The following is a 23,880-nucleotide window of genomic DNA, read 5'->3' as shown; positions in this document are numbered from 1 at the left end:
GGTGGGAGGGGGCGGAGCCTCCCTCCGCAGTGGGGCCGCTTCGCCGGACGTTCTTTTCTGATCGATCCAATATCGATTCAATAAACTGCCTTGGAGATTCTTGATGCAGCAATATCGTTCCGGTTACTGGTTTTTCGTAGCGAAAGCATGTTTCATCGGGCTTGCGATTCTCGTTTTGTTCGGAGGCTGTCAAAAGGAAGAAGGCGAGATGGGCGGGCCGCCGCAGGAGCCGGAGGTGGCCTTCGTGACGGTTCGGCCACAGAGTGTCGAGCTGACCACCGAGCTTCCCGGCCGCACCTCCGCCTTCCTCGTGGCGGAGATCCGGCCGCAGGTCAACGGGATCATCCAGAAGCGTGCGTTTACGGAAGGGTCGATGGTAAACGAAGGGGAGCTTCTCTATCAGATCGACCCTGCCCCTTTCCAGGCTGTCCTCGATTCGGCGAAGGCCTCCCTGCTCAAGGCCGAGACGGTTGTGCCTTCCATCCGGCTGCGGGTGGAGCGGTACCAGGAGCTGGTGGAGGACAATGCCGTCAGCCGGCAGGACCTCGACGACGCCCTGGCGACGCTGCAGCAGGCCAGGGCCGAGATCGAATTCTGGAAGGCCGAGGTGGAAAAGGCCCGCATCAACCTGGAATACACCCGGGTCGTCGCGCCGATCACGGGGCGGATCGGGATATCGAATGTAACCGTCGGCGCCCTGGTCACCGCCTACCAGGCGATGCCTTTGGCGACCATCCAGCAGCTGGATCCGATTTACGTGGATGTGACGCAGTCCTCGGCCGAACTCCTCCGGATGAAGCGGAACCTCCAGTCCGGCCTTCTCAGTGCCGACGGGCGGAATGGGCGGGAGGTCGAGATACGGCTCGAAGAGGGGACGCTGTATCCTCACAAAGGGATGCTCCAGTTCCGCGACGTCACCGTAGATGCCACGACGGGCTCCTTCACCCTTCGCATTGTCGTCCCGAACCCGGATCACCTGCTGCTGCCCGGGATGTTCGTGCGGGCGGTCGTCCAGGAAGGGATCGCCGGAGATGCCATACTGGTTCCGCAGCAGGGGGTGAGCCGCAATCCGAAGGGTGAGGCGGTGGCCCAGGTCATAGGCGGCGACGGCAAGGTGGAGCAGCGCATCCTGACGCTCGATCGGGCCATCGGCGACCAGTGGCTGGTCGCCGCCGGCCTTTCGGCCGGCGATCGGGTGATCGTCGAAGGGTTGCTCAATGTGCGGCCTGGCACGACCGTTCGGGCGGTCTGTCTGGATGGTCCGGCGGCTGGTCCGGAAGACCCGGGTGCGGGCGCCGCAAGCCCGGAAGCGAAGTAGCGGAGGACGGTCATGCTCTCGAATTTTTTCCTGGACCGTCCCGTCTTTGCGTGGGTGATCGCCATCATCATGATGCTCGCCGGGGCGCTCGCGATCTACAACCTGCCCATCGCGCAGTACCCGCCCATTGCGCCTCCCTCGATTGCGATCGACGCCTTCTATCCGGGGGCCTCCGCCGAAACGGTCGAAAACAGCGTCATTCAGATCATCGAGCAGAAGATGACGGGATTCGACCGGCTGCTTTACATGTCCGCGACGAGCGACGGCTCGGGCGCGGGGAGGCTGGAGCTGACCTTCGCGGCGGGTACGGACCCGGATTTTGCGTGGTCCCAGGTGCAGAACAAGCTCCAGTTGGCGATGGCGAGCCTCCCGGATGTCGTCCAACGCCAGGGTGTCAAGGTCAGCAAATCCACGCGGAACTACCTGATCCTCGTCGGTTTGATCTCCGAAGACGGCAGCATGGGCGAAAACGATCTGAGGGATTACGCGCAGTCCAACGTCGAGAAGGTGCTTGCGCGCGTGCCGGGTGTCGGAGAGGTCGAAAGCTTCGGTTCGCAGTACGCGATGCGCGTCTGGCTCAAACCGGACAAGCTCACGGACTACAAGCTGACCGTCGACGATGTCATCGCCGGGCTGCGCGCCTATAACGTCGAGATCTCCGCCGGCCAGTTCGGGGCGGTGCCGGCGGTGGAGGGCCAGCGCCTGAACGCCTCCATCATCGTCCAGAACCTGCTCCGGACCCCTGAGGAGTTTGCGGCGATCCCTCTGCGCATCAACCCCGATGGCTCCACCGTCCGCGTGCAGGACATCGGGCGGGTGGAGCTCGGTACGGAGCGCTACGAAACGAGCGCGCTCTTCAACGGGATGCCCGCCGCCGCCCTGGCGGTCCGCCAGGCCCCGGGGGCCAACGCGCTGGACACCGCCGATGCCATCAAGGCGAAGATGGAGGAGCTTGCGTACTATTTTCCGCCCGGCATGAAGGTCATCTACCCTTACGAGACGACCCCCTTCGTCGAGGTGGCCATCGACGAAGTGGTCAAGACCCTGCTGGAGGCGATCGTGCTCGTGTTTCTGGTGATGTACCTCTTCATGGGGAACATCCGGGCCACGCTGATCCCGACGATGGCGGTGCCGGTGGTGATCCTGGGGACCTTCGGGGTGCTGGGGCTGTTCGGGTTTTCCATCAACATGCTGACCATGTTCGCCATGGTGCTGGCGATCGGCCTCCTCGTCGACGACGCCATCGTGGTCGTGGAGAACGTCGAGCGGGTGATGCGCGACGAGAACCTGCCTCCGCGGGAGGCGACCCGTAAGTCCATGGGCGAGATCACGAGCGCCCTGGTCGGGATCGGGCTGGTGCTCTCGGCGGTGTTCGGCCCCATGGCGTTTTTCGGCGGCTCCACGGGCGTCATCTACCGGCAGTTTTCCGTGACCGTCATCGCCGCCATGCTGCTCTCGGTCCTGGTCGCCCTGATCCTGACCCCGGTCCTCTGCGCCTCGCTCCTGAAGCCCATGCCCAAAGGGCATACGCCCGCGGACAGCGCCTTTTTCCTGTTCCGGCCCTTTTTCCGCTGGTTCGACCGGGCGTTCTTCTGGGTCAGAGACGGGTACCAGGCGGTGGTCGGCGGGATCCTGAGACGGAAGCTCCGCTGCCTCTTCATCTATGTTCTTCTGGTCGCGGCCCTCGGCTTCCTCTTCCAGCGGATGCCTACGGCCTATCTGCCGGACGAGGATCAGGGCCTCATGTTCGTCCAGGCGACTCTGCCGCCGGGTTCGACCATGGAGCAGTCCGCGGAGGTCATGAAGGAGGTTCGGACCTACCTTCTGGAAGAGGAGAAGGAGACGGTTCGCTCCATTATGACCCTGACCGGCCGGAGCTTCTCGGGCGCCGGGCAGAACTCCGGCATGGCATTCGTTCAGCTGCGGGATTGGGATCTCAGGGACCGGCCGGATCTCAAGGTCGAGGCCCTGTTGGGGCGTGCCATGGCGCGGTTTTCGCAGATTCGGAACGCGCGGGTCTTCGCCTTTCCACCGCCGGCCGTAATTGAACTCGGCCGGGCGGGAGGGTTCGATTTTCAGCTGCAGGACCGGGGGGGAATCGGCCACGAAGCCTTGATGGCGGCAGGCGATCAGCTGCTCGGGATGGCGAATGAGGACCGGCGGCTGATCCGTGTCCGGCTGAACGGCCTCGAGGATGTGCCCCAATACCGGATCGATGTGGATTGGGAGAAGGCCGGCACGCTCGGCGTGTCCATCGACTCCATTCACAATACCATTTCATCCCTGTTCGGCAGCGCCTACGTCAACGACTTCATCCAGAACGGGCGGGTCAAGCGGGTCTACGTCCAGGCCGATGCGCCCTACCGGATGCTTCCGAGCGATCTCGACCGCCTCTACGTGCGCAATCAAGCGGGAATGATGACGCCGCTCACCGCCCTCGCGACCGGACGCTGGACCTATGGATCGCCTCGTCTCGAACGCTTCAACGCCTTCCCCTCCCTGAACTTTTGGGGGGAGCCTTCTCCCGGGACGAGTTCCGGAGAGGCGATGCAGGCCATGGAGGAGATCGCGCGCAGGCTGCCGCAGGGAACCGGGTTCGACTGGGCCGGAATCTCCTATCAGGAGCGGATGGCGACATCCCAGGCGCCGGTCCTTTACGCTTTTTCGATGATCGTGATCTTTCTCTGCCTGGCCGCTCTTTACGAGAGTTGGACCGTTCCGATCTCGGTCATGCTGGCGCTGCCGCTCGGTGTGATCGGCGGCGTGCTGGCCACCTCCTTCCGGGGGCTGCCGAACGATGTCTATTTTCAGATCGGGATGCTGACCGTCCTCGGGCTGACGACGAAGAACGCCATCCTGATCGTCCAGTTCGCCATGGCCAAGGTGAAGGAGGGCAGAGGCCTCATCGAGGCCACCCTGGAGGGGGCGAAGCTGAGGCTGCGTCCGATCATCATGACATCGCTCGCCTTCGGTTTCGGGGTGCTTCCGCTCGCCATTGCCACAGGCGCGGGAGCGGGCGCACAGAACGCAATCGGCACCGGAGTCTTGGGAGGGATGGCGACCGCGACCTTCCTGGCGATCTTTTTTATTCCCCTCTTTTACGTTGCGGTGGTGAGGCTCTTTGGGAGAAAGAAGGACCCCATGGATCAGGCGCCCGCCTCGGAGGGCGAAGCCCGTGCGGAGATGAGAGAATGATCATACGGAAAATGCTTGTGTGTCTGCCGCTGGGGGCGCTTGTCCTCGGCGGATGCAGCCTGATTCCGGATTACAGACGGCCTGACGCGCCGATCCCGGGCGAATGGCCGAGCGGACCCGCCTATCGGGAAAGCCTGCGGACGTCGGATGCGCCTTTGGCGGCGGATCTCGAGTGGCGCGCCTTCTTCACCGATGAGCGGATGCGTCAGGTCATCGAGTTGGGGCTTCAGAACAACCGCGATTTGCGGGTGGCCGCCCTCAACGTCGAACGGGCGCGGGCGCTGTACGGGATCCAGCGCGCCGAACTGCTGCCGTGGGTCGGTGCGACGGGAAGCGGATACAAAGGCAGGGTCCCCGCGGACCTCTCGAGCAGCGGCACGCCCCAGACGAATGAGGAATACCGCGTGGAGCTGGGCATTGCCTCCTGGGAGATGGATTTCTTCGGGCGCATCCGCAGCCTCGAACAACAGGCCCTCGAGACGTACTTCGCGACCGAGGAGGCGCAGCGGAGCACCCGGATCCTTCTGATCTCGGAGATCGCGATCGCCTATCTGAGCCTCGCTACGGAGCGGGAAAACCTTCGGCTGGCCCAGTCCACGCTCGAGGCGCAGCAGGACAGCTACAACCTGATCGAGCGGCGCTACGAGGTCGGCCTGGCGCCGAAGATCGATCTGCGCCAGGTGCAGACCCGCGTGGATTCCGCACGGGTCGACATCGCCCTTTTTACCGAGCGGACGGCCCAGGTTGAAAACGCCCTCGACCTGCTGGTGGGTGCACCTGTCCCCGATGAGCTGAAGCCCGGGGGGCTGAGCGCGGTGGTCGCCCTGGGCGCCGTCTCGCCCGGGCTCTCTTCCGAGGTGCTGCTGCGCCGTCCGGACGTTCTTCAGGCGGAGAGGGTCCTCAAGGCTGCGAACGCCAACATCGGCGCAGCGCGCGCAGCCCTCTTCCCGCGGATCTCGCTCACCACGGCGGTCGGCACCGCGAGCGCAGAGCTCTCCGGGTTGTTCCGCTCCGGCTCCGGCATCTGGAATGTCGCCCCGAGGGCGGAGCTGCCGATCTTCTACCCCGGTCTCTGGTCGGCGCTCAAGGTGAGTCAAGTCGACCGGGAGATCGCCGTTGCGCGCTACGAGGGGGCGATTCAGAATGCATTCCGAGAGGTGAACAACGCCCTGGCGGGTGAAGGGACCCTCGGGAACCGCATGGCGGCGCAGGAATCCCTGGTCGAGGCCACTGCGGAGACCTATCAGCTGTCGAAGTCGCGATATGAGAAGGGGATCGACACCTACCTGAACGTGCTGGACGCCCAGCGTTCCCTCTACGGGGCGCAGCAGGGCCTGATCGCCACCCGCTTCGCACGGCTCGCCAATCAGGTGCGGCTTTATGCTGTGCTGGGCGGGGGAGGGGAGAACGCTGCCACCCCGCTCGAGGCGGATGGGCAGGTCCCCCAACCCAGCACGTACGCATCAGACAGAACGGGGGAAAGGTAGGAGGGTTTAAGCAGCCTGCCGCTCGGGCATCCTCAGCTTGAAGCGCTGGATCTTCCCGGTCGCGGTCTTCGGCAGTTCGTCCGGCAGCATGATGTCCCAGGGGCATTTGAACCTCGGGAGCCTGCCGGCTGCGTAGTCGAGCAGTTCACGGCTGAGCTTGTTCGTGTCCGCCTCGGCGTATTGCGGATCGAGAATGACGTAGGCAAACGGCTTGATCAGCCCTTCGATCTCCTGGCCGACCACGGCGCATTCGTGAACGGCCTTGTGCTCCATGAGGACATTTTCGATTTCGACAGGCGAGACCCAGATCCCGCCGACCTTCAGCATGTCGTCCCCGCGCCCCTGGTAGGTGAAATAGCCCCCGACCTGGCTGTAGATGTCGCCGGTCCTGAACCAGCCCCCTTCGAGCATCTTTTCGGCGTTTTCTTCCGGCCTCTTCCAGTAGCCCGGCGTGATGCTGCGGCCCCGGATGAGCAGGTGCCCCGGCACGCCCTGCGGAACCTCTTTTCCCGAGAGATCCACGATCTTTGCCTGGAATCCGGGAACGAGGCGTCCCGAGGTCCCTTCGAGCACATCGTCCTGGAGGTTGGAGATGAAGATGTGCATCGCCTCGGTCGACCCGATCCCGTCGAGGATGGTGAGCCCTGTTTTTTCGCGCCATTTCCTCAAGACCTCGGGCGGAAGCGCCTCCCCGGCCGATGCGCAGAGCCTGATGGATTCGAACCGGATCTGGTCGATCTTTTTCAAGAGGGAGTTGTACTGGGTCGGCACCCCGAAGAAGATCGTCGGCTGCTGTTCCTGGATGATCTGCAGCACGTTGTCAGGCGAAGGCCGATCGGAGAGGAGGACGACCGGTGCGCCGTAACGGAACGGGATCGCGAGGCTGTTTCCGAGCCCGTAGGCGAAAAAGAGCTTGCTCACCGAAAAGAGCTTGTCCTCTTCCGTGATGTGCAGGACATGCCGGCCGTAGGCATTGGCGATGAACAGCAGGTCGATGTGTTTGTGGGGCGTACCCTTGGGGCGCCCGGTGCTGCCCGAGCTGTAAAGCCAGAAGGCGATGTCGTCTTCATGGGCGGGGTGGGCGTCGGCCTCGTCCGATGCCTCCGAAAGCCAGTCGTCCAGCCCGTCGTCAGCGAAGAGGCGGTAGCAAAGGTGGCGGGTCCCGGCGCAGGCCGCCTTGCTGGTCTTTTCCGTGACCAGGACGCGGGCCTCGCTGTTCTCGAGGAGGTATTCGTAGTCCGCCACGCCGAGCATGGTGTTGACTGCGACCGGCCAGGCGCCGTGCTTGATGCTGCCCAGGAAGGCATAGATGAACATCGGCGAGTCGGGCAGATGGATCATGACGCGTTCGGTCGGCTTTACATTCAGCTTCTCGAGGACGTTCGCAAATCGGTTGACGTTCTTCAGTACGTCCCGGTAGGTGACGGTTTCTTCCCCGCAGTAAATCGCGACCTTGTCCCCTCGCTCGGCGGCGTTCTCGTCCAGGAGCCGGGAAGCGATGTTGAACGTGTCCTGTCTGATCTGCTCATTCATGGCATTACCCCCTTTTGAAATGAATGGTTTGTTTCCATCCGGAAATGATTTCCCCGTACAACCCGGTTTCCAATCCGGAAATGAGGATTTTTCTTCACACCCTTCGGGTGCTCGGTCCCACCGCTTCGCGGCGGGACCCGGTTTGGCCAATATCAAGGAAATCAGGCGTTTGCGCGGAGGCGACCTGGTGGTCGCCGCACAAGCAAACGTGCAGATTGACGCCGGGATTGGCCAAAAAGACCATTTCCGGATGGAAACTGGTTTGGTAAACAGGTAAGGCAAGGGGTGTGCCAAAATGGACGTGATTAGAAAAGGTATTAAATATCAATATGTTATTGGATAAATACTGAACGGATAGAAAACAAAGCGCTTCGAAAAATCGAAAAGAATCGAAAGCGGTTTTAAAAATTGAAAACCGGTTGACCCGCTTCCAGTGGCGTTGTACATTGTATGACAACAATGGCGGTCAGGAGGCGATCATGTTGGCAGTCAGATTGGACGAAGCAATCGAAAAGGCGTTGGATAGGCTGGCCAAGGCCAGGGGAAGCACCCGGAGCGCAGTGGTGCGTGAGGCGATTCTTCAATACCTGGAGGATCATGAAGACCTGGAGTTGGCCAAGGAAGCGAAGGCCCGGAGCAGAGGGAGCAAGCCGTTGGCCCAGGTGAGAAAAGATCTTGGCCTGGACGGTTGAAATTGCCGATGTGGCTGAACGGCAGCTGCGAAGGCTGGACCGCCGCGAGCAGAGACGGATCCTCGATTGGCTCGATGATCGAATCGAGGGTTGCAAGAACCCCCGGCACTTCGGGAATCCGCTGAAGGGAGGTCTGGTTGGGTTTTGGAGATATCGGATAGGAAACTACAGGGTACTTTGCGAGATTCAAGACGAGCGGGCGGTTGTTCTCGCTCTGACCATCGGCCACCGCCGGGAAGTTTACCGGTGAAGGCAACACGCCCACCTCAGCCGCGCAAGGATCGGCGGGACTTCGATTCGATGCCGTAGAGTTTCATCCGCCTGCTCAAGGTGGGCCGGGAGATCCCGAGCTGTTCGCAGGCCTTGCCGTAATGCCAATGGACATCGTTCAGGATCCGCAGGATCCGCTCGCGCTCGGATTCGGCCGCCCCTTCCTGCGCAACCTTCTCGGGCTGGTCGTTTTTGCTCTCCGCATGGGTTTTAATCAGGAGGGGGACGGTCGCCGCGTCCGTGATGATGTTCCCCTTGGTGAGAATCGCCGCTTTGGTGAGGATGTTTTCCAACTCTCGCACGTTCCCCGGCCAGGGATAGCGGATCATCCGCTGCATCGCGGGTTCCTCCACGCTGTCGATCCGGTGCTGCAGTTCGGTGCCGATACGCTTCAGAAGATAATCGACGATCAGGGGGATGTCGGCCTGACGATCCCTGAGGGGCGGGATCCGGACGGTGGCTACGCTCAACCGGTAGAAGAGGTCTTCCCTGAAGGCGCCTTTTTGGACCATGCTGCGCAGGTTCCGGTTCGTGGCCGCGATGATCCGGGCCTTCAGCTGCAGGGGCTTTTCGCCGCCCACGCGCAGAAACTCCTTTTCCTGCAGGACCCGCAGGAGCTTCGCCTGCAGTTCGATCGGGATCTCGGCCACTTCATCCAGAAAGAGGGTGCCGGCTTCGGCGATCTCGAACATCCCCTTCTTGGAGGAGACCGCGCCGGTGAAGGCGCCCTTTTCGTGTCCGAAGAGTTCGCTTTCGAGGAGGCTTTCAACGATGGCCGAGCAGTTGATCGCAACGAAAGGCTGGTCCTTCCAGGCGCTGTGGGAATGGATGGCACGGGCGACCAACTCCTTGCCGGTCCCGGTTTCACCCTCGATCAGGACGTTGACCCGGTTGGAGGACAGGACGCCGATGGTCTTGAAGATCTCGTTCATCTCCCTGGTTTTGCCGATGATCTCGCCCTTCTTGAAATCCCGGACCTGAGGCGCCGCGGCGGGGGCCTGGCGCCGGCGCATCCTGGACAGCTCGAGCGCCCTCTGGATGGCGTCTTCCAGTTCGTCGACGTCGATGGGTTTGGGGATGTATTCGAAGGCGCCGGAGCGAATCGCCTGGATGGTGGTGCCCATGTCGTGAAAGGCGGTGATGATGATCACATAGGGGGGATCCTGCCCTTTCCGGATTTCCTCCAGGATCTCCAGCCCGCTCCTGTCGGGCAGCCGCACGTCCAGGATGACGACGTCGGGCTGCAGCGAGCGCGCCTTCTCGATGCACTCGCTGCCGGTCACGGCACAGGCGACGGTGAAACCTTTGTCAGTGAGATAGCCCTCGAGGAGTTCGAGCGAAGAGGGCTCGTCGTCGACGATCAGAAGGGTCGGTTTGGCCATTGGAACGACATCCTCATGTTTTGGGTTCGGGGCCTGCAGCCGGTCCCGGCCGGATGGGAAACACCATGAAAAAACAGAGACCGCCTTCCTTGGCGGGGGAGGCGTGGATCGACGCCCCGTGGGCCTCGACGATGCGTTTGGTGTTGGCCAGCCCGAGGCCGGTGCCTTTGGCCTTCTTGCTGAAGAAGGGGTCGAAGAGGTAGGGCAGGTCTTCGGCGCTTGCCCCGGGGCCGTTGTCGCATATCGCCACTTCAAGGGCGTTTTGTTTTCGCACGAGCCGGGCTGAGATCCGGATGTGCCCCTCCGTTTCCACCGATTCGACCGCGTTCAGGAGCAGGTTGATGATCGCCTGTTCCACCTTTTCCCGGTCGATGGCAAGGAGAGGGAGCGCCTTCGCAAATCGTTTCCGCACGTGAATCCGCTTTTCCTTCAGCTTGGCCTCGAGCACCTCGAGCGACATCTCGATCGCGTCGACGATGGAGGCGGGCGCAAACGCGAAACGGAGCGGCCTGGCGAGATCGAGCATATCGCCCACGATGGCTTCGAGGCGTGAGATCTGCTGGGCGAGGATCTCGATCCTCCGCCGGTCCGTCGCGCCGAAGCCGGTGTTCTTGAGGATCATCTGGACGCTCATCTTGACGGATGACAAGGGGTTCCGGATCTCGTGGGCAAGGGATGTCGTCAGGTGGCCGATGCGTGCAAGGCCTTCCGATTCCCGGATCCGCCGTTCGATCTCCACCCGCTCCGCGATGTCCCGGCAGATGCCGATGGTCGCCGGCTTTCCCTCGTAAAGCGCGAGCGTCACGGTGTTCTCGGTGGGTAGCTCCGCCCCGTTGCGGTGAAGCCGGTCATAGTCGTACTGCCTGCCGTGCGATTTCCCCACCGGCTGCCCTTCATCGATCCACCGGATCTTCCCGAGCGATTCGGCTGCGACGAAGTCGGTGAAGGGCCGCCCGAGCACATCCTTTTTCGGGTAGCCGTGCATGCTGCAAAACGCCGAGTTGGCGAAAAGGATCCTTCCCTCCCGGCTCACGAAATAACCGTCCCGAATCTTCTCGACCAGCGTGCGGTACTTCGATTCGGATTCGGCCAGCTGCCGGGTGCGCTCGGCGACCTTGACCTCGAGCGTCTGGGCGTACTTCTTGATCTCCGCATGGTGGAGCGCCTGGAAATGGTCGCTGAATCGATGCAGCGTATAGCTGAGGCAGTCGTTCAGACGCTGGATGGCCGGCAGCAGGTCCGGGGTTTCCAGTTCGGCGGCGAAGATGGGCAGGAGGATGGTCCGGTAAAGCTCGAAGGCCTTCTGGACCTCGGACACCGAAAACCCGGCTCTCGAGCGGATGTTGCCGATCCACTCGATGAAGGCGTCGATCTTCGAGTGGTCGCCTGCGGCGAGGACGGCGTAGTTGGCATCCGTTACCGCCGGGATGGTCCTCGAGATGTTCTCCTCGGGCAGGGCGGAATAGGTGGGGCTGACATCCCTGTGCAGCCTCTCGACCCACTCGTGGATGATCCGCTCCCGGTGTCGGAGCAGGACCTCGGAAAGATTCATCAGGATCGCTCCCCTTGAAAGGATCGAAGGATGGGGCGGGTGATGCTCACCCCCTTCCGACCATCTCGGTGATCTGCCCCAGTCTTTCTTGGGCTTCTGCGGTGATCAGCCCCGGTGAAAGGCGCCACTCCCAGTTCCCGCCGTTCAGACCCGGATTGTTCATCCGGGCCTCCTGCCCGAGGCCCAGCAGATCCTGCACGGGGATGATCACCATGCCGGCCGCCGAGCGCATGAGGAGGCGGATCAGCTCCCAGTGAAGCTCCTCGACGGAGACCCGCCGCCCGATGTAGGCGAAGATCCGCTCCCTGTCATCCTCCGAGGTCTCGTTTTCGTACCAGCCCCGAATGGTGTTGTTGTCGTGAGTCCCCGTGTAGGCGACGCAGTTTGCGGGCAGGTTGTGAGGGATATAAGGGTTGGTTGGCATATCAGGGCCGAAGGCGAACAGGAGGACCTTCATGCCGGGGAAGCCGAACCGCGCCACGACCTCGCGAACATCCGCGGTGATGAGGCCCAGGTCCTCCGCCAGCACCGGCAGGGCGGGGAAGCGCCGGAAAAGCGTGGTGAAGAAGTCGATGGCGGGGGCGTCGATCCATTGGCCGTTGATTGCGTTCGTCTCCGAGGCGGGCACCTCCCAGTAGCCGACCAGCCCCCTGAAATGGTCGATCCGCACGAAGTCGAAGAGTTCGCGGTTGCGGGCGAAACGCTCGATCCACCAATCGTAGCGCCTTTCCTGAAGGACCGCCCAGTTATACACCGGGTTGCCCCACAGCTGCCCGGTCCGGCTGAAGTAGTCCGGGGGAACCCCGGCCACGACCGCCGGCCGCTTCTCGTGATCGAGTTTGAACAGGTCCGGATGCGTCCAGACATCGGCGCTGTCGTAGGTGACGTAGATGGGGATGTCGCCGAAGATCAGGATCCCCTTCCGGTTGCAGTAGCGTTTCAGCGCGGACCACTGGGTGTGAAAGACATATTGAAGGAATTTCTCCTTGCGGATGCGCCGGCGGTGATCGTACTTCGCCTGGTCGATTGCACCGGGTTCGCGGTCCCGGAGATCGGAAGGCCAGTCTCTCCAGACCGCGCCGTTGTAGCGCGATTTGAGGGCCCTGAAAAGCGCGTAGTCATCCAGCCAGCCGGCGTGGGCATCGGCAAACTCGCGAAAGGCGGGGTCGTGCTCCGGGTCGAACCGTTCGAAGGCCCGTTCGAGCAGCCCCTCTTTGAAGGGGATCACCGCGGCAAAGTCCACCTGATCCTGTGGAAAGGGCGGCAGCGGATGGAGGTCGGCCTCGTCCAGCAGGCCGGAGCGTACCAGCAGCTCGGGGCTGATCAGGAGGGGGTTGGCGGCAAAGGCCGAATCGCTGTGGTAGGGGGATTCGCCTGTGGGGTTCAGGGGCAGGATCTGCCAGATGGATTGTTTGGCGCCTGCCAGAAAGTCCGCAAACCGGTAGGCCTCGGGGCCGAGGTCCCCGATGCCGAAGCGCGACGGCAGAGAGGTGATATGCAGGAGAATGCCGCTGGTTCGAATTTTCATCGGCTATGCCCCATTCATTGGGTTGATTGTCGTGGTTTCAGAGCGGCGAAAGACGGACGCCCGCCCCGCATCGCCCATGACAGGCATCCTCCGCCCGTCCATTAGATCAGGCCTCCAGCGCTGTTTATCCTCCGATGCGCGACTACAACCGGCCCTGCAAGGCAAGTGCCTTCGCGTAGAGACCTGCGGCTTACGGTCGGTCATCTCCGGATGGACACGTTGTTGCGCCGGAGGCTCTCCTCCGGATTGGAAACTGGGTTCTATAGGGAAATCATTTCCGGATGGATATTAACTAGCGGACATAAACAAGCGATGCAACCTAATTTCTCACTTCGCTCTCCGGCCTCTTTTTAAAAAGCCGCGATTTTCAGAGTCTCCTTGCCACGTGGGCGCAGGCGTTGTACCTTGGTCTCCGGCCGGCGCCCTTTTTCTCGCCGTGCCGGCCGGGAAAGGAAATGAATCGTCTGATGAAAACGTATCTCGAATGTATTCCGTGCTTTCTGAAGCAGGCGCTGTTTGCGGCCGGTGCGGCCACCACCGACGACAGGCGGATCAAGGATGTCCTCGACGCGGTCGCGCGCCTGATCCCCGATATATCCCTGGAAAGCTCGCCGCCCGAGATGGCGACCCGGGTCTATGCGCTCGTCAAAGAGATCACCGGCGTGCAGGATCCTTTCGAGCGGATCAAGGAGGAGAGCATCGAAAACGCGCTTTCCCGCTACGCAGATCTGAAGAAGGCCGTCGAAGGCGCCGAAGATCCGCTGGAGGCGGCGGTGAGGATCGCCATCGTAGGGAACCTGATCGATTTCGGCGCTTCTACCGAATTCGATCTCGATGCGGCGATGGAGGAGGTCTTCGACAAGCGGCTTGCCATCGATCACTTCGCGTCCTTCCGGGAGACGCTCGAAAAGGCCCGGCACGTCGTTTACCTGGGCGACAATGCAGGGGAGACGGTCTTTGACCGGGTCTTGATCGAAACCATGGGAAAGGAGACGACCTACGTCGTGCGGGACATCCCCGTTATCAACGACGCCACGCAAGAGGATGCGAGGAGAAGCGGGCTCGATGCGGTAGCGCGGATTCTCCCTTCAGGCTGCTACGCCCCCGGGACGATCCTGTCCGGGTGCTCGGAGGATTTCCTGCGGGCATACGAGGACGCGGATCTCATCATCAGCAAGGGCCAGGGCAATTTCGAGACGCTGTCGGAGGAGACGGGCCCCTTGTTTTTCCTCCTCAAGGTGAAATGCCCCGTCATCGCCCGGCATCTCAGCGCCGAGCTGGGGGCGATGGTTCTCCAAGATGCGCGGCTGCAAGGGAGCGCGGCGTATCGGGACAGGGAGGAGGACGCGGTTTGAAGGTCGTTATCCCCGCCGAAGGGCCTGATTTGGACAGCCGGGTGTCGGACAGGCTGGGCCTTTCGCCCTATCTGCTCGTGGTCGATCCTGAGTCTGAATCCGTTGAAGTCATCCAGAGTTCGAAGGATACCGGCAGCGGCGCCGGAATGCAGGTGGTCGCTCAGATTATCGGGATGAAAAGCGACGTTCTCCTGGTGAGGTGGTGCAGTCCCGTTGCGCAAAGATACCTTTCCGCGCACGGGGTGGAGGTCTGCGCAGACGTCGAGGGAACTGCCGGCGAGGCGCTGAAGCAATACCGGGACGGGAGACACGAAGGCCTTGATGAGCAGTCCTTGCAGGCGGGGTTGGTCCGGTCGGGGATCGATCGGCGCTCCTTCAAACGGGCGGTGTCAGACGCGTGTCGCCAGTTCAGGAATCTTCTGCCTGTTATGGCCGGTGTGGTGCTGCTCATGGGTTTCGCGAGCGTATTCCTTCCGGCGCGGATCTTGACGGGCCTGTTCTCCGGGGACGCCGCCTGGGACTCTTTTCTGGGTGCCTGCGCGGGGAGCCTGTTCGCAGGGAACCCGGCCAACAGCTACCTCATCGGCCGGGAAATGCTCGACCAAGGCATCAGCCTCGTTGCAGTCACGGCCTTCATGAGCGCATGGGTCGGCGTCGGCCTGGTGCAGCTCCCGGCCGAAATCGCAGCCCTCGGCTGGAAGTTCGCCGTCCTGAGGAACCTTTCCTGTTTCGGGCTGTCGATAGGAATGGCCGTCGCAGCGACAAGCCTTTTGTCCTTTTTCGGGTTTTGAGGGGGTGGGCGGCTCTCTCCGGGAGACGGCCCTGCCTGCGGCCCGCGGCGCCGGAGGGGGCGCAGGGGGTCTCAGAGCTGCATAGTTTCCATCCGGAAATGGTCTTTTTTGCCAATCTCGGCGTCAATCTGCACGTTTGCTTGTGCGGTGACCACCAGGTCGCCTCCGCGCAAACGCTTGATTTCCTTGATATTGGCAAAAAATCCTCATTTCCGGATTGGAAACTGGGTTGTACCGGGAAATCATTTCCGGATGGACACTGCATGACGTTTCAGGACGTCAGCGGCGGCTGGTTCGTGAACGGATCGAGTGTGCGAGGATGAATCGATGTCCGAAGGGGTAAAAAAGCGATTCCAAGCAAAGGTCTTCCGTTCGCGCCTTCTCTTTCCCGCGCTGGTATTCCTGCTTTACGCCGTTTCCGGTTTGGCCGCACCGGAAAAAACCATCCAGGCGTTGAATCGGAGCGTCGGCATCTTCTATCATCTGCTGGTGCCGCTTTTGATGGTCTTTGGCTGCATGGTGGCCATAAACGCCCTCTTGAACCCGTCCAGTGTCGCCGAATTCCTGGGCAGAGGGTCCGTCTTCAAGAAGCACATCCTGACCATGGCCGCCGGCTTCCTTTCGACGGGTCCGATTTACGCCTGGTATCCGCTGCTCGAGGAACTTCGTGAAAAGGGGGCGGCCTTCTCTCTGATCGCTGTTTTTCTCGTCAACCGCTCGGTAAAGCCGTTCCTCTTCCCTCTGATGATTACGTTCTTCGGCTGGCCCTATGTCGTGGCATTTACGGCTCTGACAGTCCTCGGGTCGCTGTTTGCGGGCTTCCTTACCGGGCTTCTGCTCGATTCCCGGGCTGTTTTACCCAAGGAAGAAAAGGGGCCTGGACCTTCTCGATAACCATCTGCGAAACGGGTTTCGTGGCGGACGCTGTGGGGTTCTTCGCGTTGTGTGATGCGGTCGGCAAGGTTGAAGGAGCCGTTGATAACGGACGCAAAAAAAAGGATATACCCGCCCGGACGCGGCTTGCGCGTAGCGGCAGCGGGGAAAACAACCGCCGGTGCGGCGCGCGGCGAATCGTCCAGGCGGATGGGCCTTACACTGACAATGGTCTAAAGGTCCCTGTCAGCGGGGGGAGGAGTCCTTCGCTGTGCCTTCGATGCTGCAGCGGGTGAAGTCGATCGGGTTGCCGCAGGCCTTGCATTTGTGCGGACGGTCGAATTCGTCGGAGAAGATCTCGACTTCCTTGCCGCACTCCGGGCACTTGCAGGTAAAAGACGTAAGGTTGCGGAAGCTCTGGAATCCTGGGCAATGAACAGGAGTCGTCGTGTTTTCGGCCATATCGCATCTCCTTTTCCAGTTGGGGTTTCAGGCCTTGTATCTCTCAAGACCGTCGCAAAAACGCGGGCGCACCGCTCGATGGTTCCTCACGGAGAAATTCCTTGGGAATTCCTCCTTCCAGAGCGGTGCATACCGTCGCCTCCAACGAGGGCAAAGCCCTAAGCGACGCCGGGGCGATCAGGCCCTCCACGGCGCTCGAGAAGCTCAAGGACGTCCTCGTGGCTTAGATCATACCAGAATTTATAGGCCGCGGCCACGGCAAATGAATGCTCCTTGCGGATATTTGGGCAGTAGACGGCATCCGCCAGTTCCTGAATGCGCCCGATGGTCCCGAAGGGCGCGGTCGGCACGGCCACCACGACGCTTCTGGCCTTATGGCTTCTAGCCGCATGGATCGATGCCGTCATCGTGAAACCGGAGGCCAGGCCGTCATCGGCCAGAATGACGGTTTTGTTTTCCAGAAGGGGCGGTGAGGCCCCGCCCCTGAAGCGCTGGTTGCGTTTTTGAAGCTCGGCCTCGACCGTACGGCGCTCTTTCTCTATGTCCCCCTTGGACAGACGGATGTAGGCGAGAAGTTCCTCGTTCAGAAAGAGGCTCCCATCGAGTGTCAGGGCGCCGAAACCCGCCTCCGTGTTCCCGGGGATCTGGAGTTTCCTCACCAGCATCAGATCGAAGGGAAGCCGCAGTTCGCGGCTGATGATGAGCCCGATGGGCACCCCGCCCGAGGGGATGGCCAGGACGATGGTGTCTTCACGGTCCTTGAACTCCGGCACGAGCATACGGGCGAGCACCTTCCCCGCCTCGAGGCGATTCTCGAAGACGTGATGCCGATTCCTGAACGAAGCAATGTCATGTACGCTTGCCGACACGAAATGCCTCCCTTTCCTTTTTAATCGAATACCCCTCGGCTGTTGAGGGAGAAGGGTTCGAAGCGGGCGGTTGCACGGCTTCGACCCGATTCCGATCCGGTAAGGGCCGGCGGTATTCGACACGCCGTCAGTGGGTACAGGCCGGAGATGATGGGGTCGGCCGATGGTTCAGTCGGCCGACCAGTAGCGAAGGTAATCCTTCCCTTCCTTCGCAGCCTTTTTCTGCAGTTCTTCCACCTTGGCGGCGGCCTGCCCGGCGCCTTTTTCGTCGTCGGGGTACTCGGCTACGGCCACTTCCTCTCCGCTTCTCTGATCCAGTTCGATCACTTTCATCGCCTTGCTCCTCGAAGTAGGTGGTTTATTTTTCAGAAGGACGAACAGATGCCCTCCGAGCGGCGCAGGCAAGGACCGGCGCGTGCGCCGCCGCCCTGAGGGCCTGTCCTCGTTTCCATCCGGAAAAGGGCATTCGGCACGAAAAGGCCTCCAGTCCGGAGATGCCTTGTTCGGCAGGCGCCGGCTTCCATTCCGGAAATAAGGATTTTTCTTCACACGCTGCGCGCGTCCGGACAGATCCTCACCCCTGCGATCCGGAGCGTGCCGAGCCTTTCACACGCTGCGCGCACCCGGGACCGTTCACCAGCGCTGCTCAAAAGGGCCACAGGCAGCAGGGGCGCCGCTTCTCGAGTGCGGGCTCGCAGACAGCCATCTGGTCTGCGTACACCTGCGCCTGCCTGGCGACCTTCGCGGCCACGCCCTGCAGCCAGGTCTTCCCGGCGTAGGTTGCGCGGTTATATCCACCGTGCCCCTCATGATACGCCAAATAGAGACGATAGGCATCGGATTTGGCGATGCCGCACCGGATATGGCTCATGTGGCAGTACCAGCCGACGAAATCGACGGCGTCTGCAAAATCGTCCCGGTCGGCGCCTCCCCGTCCGGTCCACCTTCTGTAGTCCTCCCAGGCCGCGTCGCCCGCCTGTGCATACCCGTAGGCCGAAGAGGGCCGCGGACCGGGAAGGATCCAGAGGCAGCGTGTGCGCGGGGGCTTGGCCTCCGCTTCGAAGCGTGATTCCTGACGAATGATGGCCATCATGATCGGGATGGAAACCCCCCAGCGTTGGCGGGCGGATGCCGCGGCAGGGTACCAGGCGCGCTCGTTCCGGAACAGATCGCAAATATCGCCGGCTTTCTGTGTGTGGAGCGGCTTGCCGGCGCATCCCTGCAGGAGCAGGGCCGTCAGGACAGCCAGTTTCCATCGGGAAATGGCCTTCCGGGTCGATCTCGGCATCGATCTGCACGTTTGTTTGTGCGGCGACCTGCAAATCGCCTCTGCGTAAGAGATTGATTTCACGGACATTGATCAAGCCAGGGCCCACCGCGGAGCGGCCGCCGTCCGTCCCTGGTGGGGCTTTATATTTTTAACTCTTAGAGGTTATTCTGACAGATTATGATGCTATAGACAATAATATAATCGAAAAAAACAGATTTAAAGCTTCTGTATTTGCGGATGCAGGATTTTCTGTTGACTTTGATGTTTATAGGGGATAGCATTAAAAGAGTAGAACTTCCAGACATTTAATCCCATGACTATGAATTAGAAGCGTAAGCCCAGCAATATACAGGAGACCATCATGCCTCAGATCATGACAACGAAGGAACTGGCAAAATATCTCAAGCTTCACGAAATTACCATCTGCAAATACGCCGCTGAAGGCAAGATCCCTGCCATTCGCATCGGCAGGGTCTGGCGGTTCGACAAAGAGGCCATAGACCGCTGGATCAGTGGTGGGCAGCAATCGAAGTGAGGGCGGGAGAACGCATCTTCCCGACGGCCCCGGCGCTCAGGGATAGAGCAGAAAAGGCCGCCGCCATTCCAGGTAATCGGACAGATCCCGAAGCCAGCGCTCCTTCAAAAGGCTGACGGGGACGCCGCTCTCCAGATCCCTGCGGATTTCATCATCGCCCATGATTAGATCGATGGGCTTTTTTTTGTACTCATATTCGTAAGGAGGCGCCTTCCAGGCGAAGGCGCCGGTGTGGACCCTGGCGATGGACTGGACCAGCGCCAGGGTTGTGAGGTAGGGCTCGTAGAGGTCCGAGTCGAGTATGTGGATCATGAACCCCTGGCACAGCTGATTGCCCCACTTGTTGAAGGTGGGGCGGAAGATATAGGGTTGAAGCCGGATCCCCTTGCAGTATTGCGGGTCGAGGTTCTGCAGGACCGCTTTGCGGTCTATATAAGGCGCGCCGAAGATCTCGAACGGGCGGCACGTCCCGCGCCCCTCGGAAAGGTTGGTCCCTTCGAGGACCACCTGGCCGGGGTAGACCGATGCCGTTTCGAAGGAGGGCATATTGGGAGAGGGCATGAGCCAGCGGAGGCGCGTTTCCGGCCAGAGCATCCTCCGCTCCCAGCCTTCCAGGGTGAGGATGTCGAGTTCACAGTCGATGGCGAAGGTCCGGTGAAAGAGGACGGCCATTTCGCCCATGGTAAGGCCGTGGCGCATGGGGATGCGGGCCGGCCCGACGAACGAGAAGAAGGACTCCTGCAGGAGATTGCCTTCGACGGTCTGGCCCCCGAGAGGGTTTGGCCGGTCGAGGACGACCACGCCGACGCCGACATCGGCCGCCGCCCGCATGCAGTTCAAGAGGGTGGAGGCGAAGGTGTAGACCCGTGTCCCGACGTCCTGGAGGTCGACGATCAGGCAGTCGATGCCTTCGAACATAAAGGGGAGCGGTGCCCGCGTCTCGGCATAGAGGCTGTAGATCGGCAGGCCGGTCTCCTCATCTCGGGCGTGGGGGGTTTCGACCATATTGTCCTGGTCTTCTCCCCCGAAGCCGTGCTGAGGTCCGAGGAGCCCCTTCAAGCGCCCCGGCAACGTCCGGTCGAGGATGCGCCAGGACGGCTCCAGGCGCCCATCCAGAGAGGCCTGGTTGCCCAGGAGCAGGAGATTCCGGTTCTTGAGCTTTTTCCACTCGCCTTCGCGGAGGCGATCGATACCCATGGCGATCGATTGCATTCGGTTCATCCGGTTGCCGGGAGGTTGATGCCGTTCGGACCGGCCAGGAACGGCCCCTGGACGGTCCAATGCATCCTACGGAATGCTGCGGGGCATTTCAAGCCTATTCCTTGCCGCCACGGGTGGCGATTGACCTTCGATGCGGGTGAGCGGCCCCCACCACGCCCCACCTTGCATCCGATACGGGGGGGTTGCAGCCGGAAAGCCGTGAAGAATGGCTGTTCCTTTTGGAACCTTACGATAAAGGTGGACGGCGGGATGGTTCGACCTTCCAGATATCTCTACCTGATTCTTTGCTTTGCCTGGCTTTGCGGGGCGGGGGGGGCGGCGGCCCGGACCGGTGCTCTGGAACTGCTCGAATCCCCGTTTTTGCGGGTCCATTATGAACCGGGCCTTGAACGCCGCGCCGAAGAAGTCGTGTCCGCCTACCCTGCAGCGCACGCAGAGCTCGAGGCGGTGTTTGGATGGCGTCTGCCGTCCCCGCCCGAGATCCTCCTGACGGCTGACAGGGCGGCCTTCGAGCGCTCGACACAAAGCCGCGTGATCGTCGCCTTCGCGGTCCCCTCCAGGAACCTGATCGTGATGGAGTGCTCCCGCGGCTTCGAGAAACCCTTCAGCCTCGATACCATTCTCAAACATGAGATGTGTCACCTGCTGCTGCACAGCCGGATCACGGAGGTTCCCTTGCCGCGCTGGTTCGACGAGGGCGTCTGCCAGTGGGCGACGGACGGCGTCAGTGAGATCGTGACGGATCAAAGGGCGGGTCTGCTGGATCAGGCCGTGTTGTCCGGGCGTCTCATCCCGCTGCGGCACCTGGAAGGCGGATTCCCTCTGGAGGAATATCCCCTCCGTTTGGCCTATGAGCAGAGCAAGTCGGTCGTCCTCTACATCATCGAGCGCTATGGGCGGGATGCCCTGCTGGAAATCCTCGACGCCATGGCCTCCGGGACGGCCCTCGAAGGGGCCATTGAGCGGGATTTTTCCCTCACGCCCGGTCGTTTCGAGAGGGAGTGGCGCGCGGACCTGCGCGATAAGGTTTCCTGGCTGACTTACCTGAGCGGCCATCTTTACGAGATCCTCTTCGTGATGGCGGCCCTCATCTCGGGCTGGGCGTTTGTGAAGGCTTGGATCGGGAAACGTCGATATCTACATGAAATGCCAGACGATTCCGACGAAACTATGTAGTCTCCATCCGGAAATGATTTCCCGGTACAACCCAGTTTCCATCCGGTTTTGGAAGGCACGGCCCGGGATGGGCCGGCGGGGAGCAAATCCCTTGCCGATGCGCCCTTTTGCGCCTATAATCCGTTCCCAACCATCAAGATTTGAAGGATGCGGGGAGGCACCGATCGATCCAGCCCCGGGACGATCCGGGGTGTGCTTCACCATCCGATTGGGAACCCGCATGCCCTTGACGGGCATCCATCCGGGAATGGTTATCCGGCACAACCGTGTTTCCGCTCCGGACAGGATTGTTTTCGGCCGCCGTCCAGGCGGCTGAGGAGGAGAAACCATGCAGCGATACCCTCATCTTTTTTCCCCTGTCACCATCAACGGCATCGATCTTCCCAACCGGATCGTGATGACGGCCATGCACCTCGGGTACACACCCGAGGGGACCGTGACGGACCGTCTGATCGACTTCTATGTCCCGAGGGCCCAAAGCGGTGTGGGGTTGATCATCGTGGGGGGATGCCCGATCGACGAATACGCGGGGATGGCCAACATGATCTGCCTCTATGAAGATCGGTTCCTGCCGGGGCTCGAGCGTTTGACCTCGGCGGTGCACGATGCCGGCGGCAGGATTGCGGCTCAGCTCTACCAGGCGGGGCGGTACACCCATTCGGCCATGATCGGCGGGAAGCAGCCGTTTTCGGCCTCGGCCGTCCGGTCCCGGCTGACCGGGGAGACCCCGCGCGCGCTCGAACTGGAGGAGATCCCGGGCGTGCAGGACCACTTCGCCGATGCGGCGCTCCGCGCCTGGAAGGCCGGCTTCGACGCGGTGGAGGTCCTGGGGAGCGCCGGGTATCTGATCAGCCAGTTCCTTTCCCCGATCACCAACCTGCGGGAGGACCGCTACGGCGGCACGCTCGAAAACCGGATGCGCTTCGGGGTGGAGGTCGTCGAGAAGGTGCGGCGCGCGGTGGGGCCGGACTACCCCATCATCATGCGGCTCGCCGGAAACGATTTCATGGAGGGCGGCAACGGGAACGCGGAGGCGCGCGCGTTTGCGGCGGCCCTCGAAAAGGCGGGCGTGGATCTCTTCAACGTGACGGGCGGCTGGCACGAGACGCGCATCCCCCAACTCACCATGCACGTGCCCCGCGCGGGTTACGTGTATCTCGCCCGGGGCGTGAAGTCGGCGGTCGGGGTGCCGGTGCTCGCGAGCAACCGCATCAATGATCCGGAGACGGCCGAAGAGATCCTGCGCAGCGGCGGGGCGGACCTGATCACCATGGCGCGGGGTCTGTTGGCCGATCCTGAACTCCCGAGGAAGGCGCGGGAGGGGAAGGCCCACCTGATCGACCATTGCATCGCCTGCAACCAGGGGTGCTTCGACAGCATCTTCAACTTCCGGCCGGCGACGTGCCTGGTGAACCCGCAGGCCGGCATGGAGGGACAGTGGCGCGTCGAACCCGCCGCGCAGCCGAAGCGGGTGGTCGTGATCGGCGGGGGCCCCGCCGGCATGAAGTGCGCACGCACAGCGGCCGAGCGCGGGCACGAGGTCATCCTTTTCGAAAAGGCCGATCGGCTGGGCGGACAGCTCCTGCTGAACCGGTGCATCCCGGGGCGGGCTGAGATGGTGACGGCGGCCAAAGACCTGGCGGCGCACCTGGCGGAGCTGCCGGTCGACGTCCGGTTGGGGCAGGTCGCCGATGTCTCCGCGGTCAAGCAGATTCGCCCGGATGCGGTCGTCATCGCCACGGGCGCAAGGCCCATGAAGCCGCCGATCCCCGGCATCGACCGGCCCGATGTGGTGCAGTCCTGGGACCTCCTGGACGGCAGGGTGGGTGTGGGGCGCCGGGTGGTGATCATCGGGGGCAACGCCGTGGGTCTCGAGACCGCCCTGTACCTTGCGAACCTGGGGACCCTGTCGCCCGACGTGCTCCACTTCCTGATGGCGAACCGGGCCGAGAGCGTCGAAACGCTCCTGAACGGCATCGACCGGGGGGTCAAGGAGGTCGTGGTCCTGGAGATGCTCAAGAAGGCGGGGAAGGACATCGGGCAGTCCACCCGCTGGACGGTCATGGCCGAGCTGAAGCGCCTCGGGGTCACGGTCCTGACCGGGACGACTGCGGTGGCGATCGCCGACGGGTCCGTGGAGATCGAAAAGGACGGGGAACCCGGGCGGCTGGAGGCGGATTCGGTTGTGCTCGCGGCGGGCTCCCGATCGGAGCGCGGGCTTGCGGCGGCCCTGGAGGGCCTCGTGCCGGAGATCTATGTGATCGGGGATGCCTCCGAACCGCGCAAGGCCCTCGATGCGATCCGCGAAGGGTTCCGGACCGGATTGAAGCTGTAGCGCAGAGGCTTCAGGCCGCGAAAGGGTGTTGAAACA

At 62.1% G+C, this 23,880-nt stretch carries 22 protein-coding genes; 12 read left to right on the top strand and 10 right to left on the bottom strand.

Annotated elements, in window-relative coordinates:
- Nucleotides 1–103: 103 nt before the first annotated feature.
- From ACZ500_RS09280 to ACZ500_RS09270, 3 genes are read left to right on the top strand one after another with little or no spacing between them, the layout of a single operon-like run.
- Nucleotides 104–1,318, top strand: coding sequence for an efflux RND transporter periplasmic adaptor subunit (locus tag ACZ500_RS09280; RefSeq protein ID WP_464232225.1), 1,215 nt, complete (start codon nt 104–106; stop codon nt 1,316–1,318).
- A 12-nt stretch (nt 1,319–1,330) separates the two neighbouring features.
- Entirely contained in the window at nt 1,331–4,513 is a 3,183-nt protein-coding gene (locus tag ACZ500_RS09275; protein ID WP_464232224.1) for an efflux RND transporter permease subunit, read from the top strand.
- On the top strand, nt 4,510–6,000 hold the full coding sequence (locus ACZ500_RS09270) for an efflux transporter outer membrane subunit (RefSeq protein ID WP_464232223.1): 1,491 nt from the start codon (nt 4,510–4,512) through the stop codon (nt 5,998–6,000). The genes ACZ500_RS09275 and ACZ500_RS09270 overlap by 4 nt, the downstream gene beginning before the upstream one ends.
- A gap of 6 nt (nt 6,001–6,006) precedes the next feature.
- Here the strand turns inward: ACZ500_RS09270 and ACZ500_RS09265 are convergent, their stop codons facing one another.
- Together ACZ500_RS09265 and ACZ500_RS09260 are read right to left on the bottom strand one after the other, a co-directional pair.
- Nucleotides 6,007–7,533, bottom strand: coding sequence for a benzoate-CoA ligase family protein (locus ACZ500_RS09265; protein ID WP_464232222.1), 1,527 nt, complete (start codon nt 7,531–7,533; stop codon nt 6,007–6,009).
- Between the two features lie 94 nt (nt 7,534–7,627).
- Complete coding sequence (locus tag ACZ500_RS09260) at nt 7,628–7,777, bottom strand: hypothetical protein (RefSeq protein WP_464232221.1); 150 nt, start codon at nt 7,775–7,777, stop codon at nt 7,628–7,630.
- Nucleotides 7,778–8,012: 235 nt separating this feature from the next.
- Between ACZ500_RS09260 and relB the strand changes: the two genes are divergently transcribed.
- Nucleotides 8,013–8,225: a type II toxin-antitoxin system RelB family antitoxin gene (gene relB, locus ACZ500_RS09255; protein WP_464232220.1), complete on the top strand. Its 213-nt coding sequence runs from the start codon at nt 8,013–8,015 to the stop codon at nt 8,223–8,225.
- Nucleotides 8,209–8,475, top strand: a complete 267-nt coding sequence (locus ACZ500_RS09250) for a type II toxin-antitoxin system RelE family toxin (RefSeq protein ID WP_464232219.1) — start codon at nt 8,209–8,211, stop codon at nt 8,473–8,475. Before relB ends, ACZ500_RS09250 begins: the two co-directional genes overlap by 17 nt.
- A 16-nt stretch (nt 8,476–8,491) precedes the next feature.
- Here the strand turns inward: ACZ500_RS09250 and ACZ500_RS09245 are convergent, their stop codons facing one another.
- The 3 genes from ACZ500_RS09245 to malQ are packed head-to-tail and all read right to left on the bottom strand — an operon-like array spanning nt 8,492 to nt 12,957.
- Nucleotides 8,492–9,877, bottom strand: a complete 1,386-nt coding sequence (locus tag ACZ500_RS09245; RefSeq protein WP_464232218.1) for a sigma-54-dependent transcriptional regulator — start codon at nt 9,875–9,877, stop codon at nt 8,492–8,494.
- Nucleotides 9,878–9,890: 13 nt separating this feature from the next.
- Nucleotides 9,891–11,429, bottom strand: coding sequence for an ATP-binding protein (locus ACZ500_RS09240; protein ID WP_464232217.1), 1,539 nt, complete (start codon nt 11,427–11,429; stop codon nt 9,891–9,893).
- Nucleotides 11,430–11,475: 46 nt separating this feature from the next.
- Nucleotides 11,476–12,957 (bottom strand): 4-alpha-glucanotransferase, encoded by a 1,482-nt coding sequence (gene malQ, locus ACZ500_RS09235; RefSeq protein ID WP_464232216.1) that lies wholly within the window; start codon nt 12,955–12,957, stop codon nt 11,476–11,478.
- A 467-nt stretch (nt 12,958–13,424) separates the two neighbouring features.
- Here malQ and ACZ500_RS09230 point away from each other — a divergent pair, with 467 nt between their 5' ends.
- From ACZ500_RS09230 to ACZ500_RS09215, 4 genes are all read left to right on the top strand, one after another.
- Nucleotides 13,425–14,312, top strand: a complete 888-nt coding sequence (locus ACZ500_RS09230) for a damage-control phosphatase ARMT1 family protein (protein ID WP_464232215.1) — start codon at nt 13,425–13,427, stop codon at nt 14,310–14,312.
- Nucleotides 14,309–15,103, top strand: a complete 795-nt coding sequence (locus ACZ500_RS09225) for a NifB/NifX family molybdenum-iron cluster-binding protein (protein ID WP_464232214.1) — start codon at nt 14,309–14,311, stop codon at nt 15,101–15,103. The genes ACZ500_RS09230 and ACZ500_RS09225 overlap by 4 nt, the downstream gene beginning before the upstream one ends.
- A gap of 98 nt (nt 15,104–15,201) precedes the next feature.
- Nucleotides 15,202–15,426 carry a hypothetical protein gene (locus tag ACZ500_RS09220; RefSeq protein WP_464232213.1) on the top strand — a complete coding sequence of 75 codons (225 nt, stop codon included), beginning with the start codon at nt 15,202–15,204 and terminating at the stop codon, nt 15,424–15,426.
- 4 nt (nt 15,427–15,430) lie between these two features.
- Nucleotides 15,431–15,997 (top strand): hypothetical protein, encoded by a 567-nt coding sequence (locus ACZ500_RS09215; protein WP_464232212.1) that lies wholly within the window; start codon nt 15,431–15,433, stop codon nt 15,995–15,997.
- Nucleotides 15,998–16,222: 225 nt separating this feature from the next.
- Here ACZ500_RS09215 and ACZ500_RS09210 read toward each other — a convergent pair whose 3' ends face one another.
- From ACZ500_RS09210 to ACZ500_RS09195, 4 genes are all read right to left on the bottom strand, one after another.
- The gene (locus ACZ500_RS09210; RefSeq protein WP_464232211.1) at nt 16,223–16,438 is read right to left on the bottom strand and encodes a hypothetical protein; all 216 of its coding nucleotides are present in this window, start codon (nt 16,436–16,438) and stop codon (nt 16,223–16,225) included.
- Nucleotides 16,439–16,596: 158 nt separating this feature from the next.
- Nucleotides 16,597–17,307, bottom strand: a complete 711-nt coding sequence (locus ACZ500_RS09205; RefSeq protein WP_464232210.1) for a phosphoribosyltransferase — start codon at nt 17,305–17,307, stop codon at nt 16,597–16,599.
- A 168-nt stretch (nt 17,308–17,475) separates the two neighbouring features.
- Nucleotides 17,476–17,640 (bottom strand): hypothetical protein, encoded by a 165-nt coding sequence (locus ACZ500_RS09200; RefSeq protein WP_464232209.1) that lies wholly within the window; start codon nt 17,638–17,640, stop codon nt 17,476–17,478.
- Nucleotides 17,641–17,953: 313 nt separating this feature from the next.
- Nucleotides 17,954–18,595: a transglycosylase SLT domain-containing protein gene (locus ACZ500_RS09195; protein WP_464232208.1), complete on the bottom strand. Its 642-nt coding sequence runs from the start codon at nt 18,593–18,595 to the stop codon at nt 17,954–17,956.
- A gap of 343 nt (nt 18,596–18,938) precedes the next feature.
- Between ACZ500_RS09195 and ACZ500_RS09190 the strand changes: the two genes are divergently transcribed.
- On the top strand, nt 18,939–19,112 hold the full coding sequence (locus ACZ500_RS09190; RefSeq protein WP_208598413.1) for a helix-turn-helix domain-containing protein: 174 nt from the start codon (nt 18,939–18,941) through the stop codon (nt 19,110–19,112).
- 36 nt (nt 19,113–19,148) lie between these two features.
- Here the strand turns inward: ACZ500_RS09190 and ACZ500_RS09185 are convergent, their stop codons facing one another.
- Nucleotides 19,149–20,324, bottom strand: coding sequence for an exo-beta-N-acetylmuramidase NamZ family protein (locus ACZ500_RS09185; RefSeq protein ID WP_464232207.1), 1,176 nt, complete (start codon nt 20,322–20,324; stop codon nt 19,149–19,151).
- Between the two features lie 258 nt (nt 20,325–20,582).
- Between ACZ500_RS09185 and ACZ500_RS09180 the strand changes: the two genes are divergently transcribed.
- Both ACZ500_RS09180 and ACZ500_RS09175 read left to right on the top strand, forming a co-directional pair.
- Nucleotides 20,583–21,509, top strand: coding sequence for a peptidase MA family metallohydrolase (locus tag ACZ500_RS09180; protein WP_464232206.1), 927 nt, complete (start codon nt 20,583–20,585; stop codon nt 21,507–21,509).
- A gap of 328 nt (nt 21,510–21,837) precedes the next feature.
- A complete protein-coding gene (locus tag ACZ500_RS09175) occupies nt 21,838–23,844 on the top strand; it encodes an oxidoreductase (RefSeq protein ID WP_464232205.1) in 2,007 nt (668 codons plus the stop codon).
- The last annotated feature ends 36 nt before the right edge of the window (nt 23,845–23,880 follow it).

The sequence above is a fragment of the Desulfatiglans parachlorophenolica genome, assembly GCF_055394735.1.
This window is presented reverse-complemented; position numbering and strand designations above follow the sequence as displayed.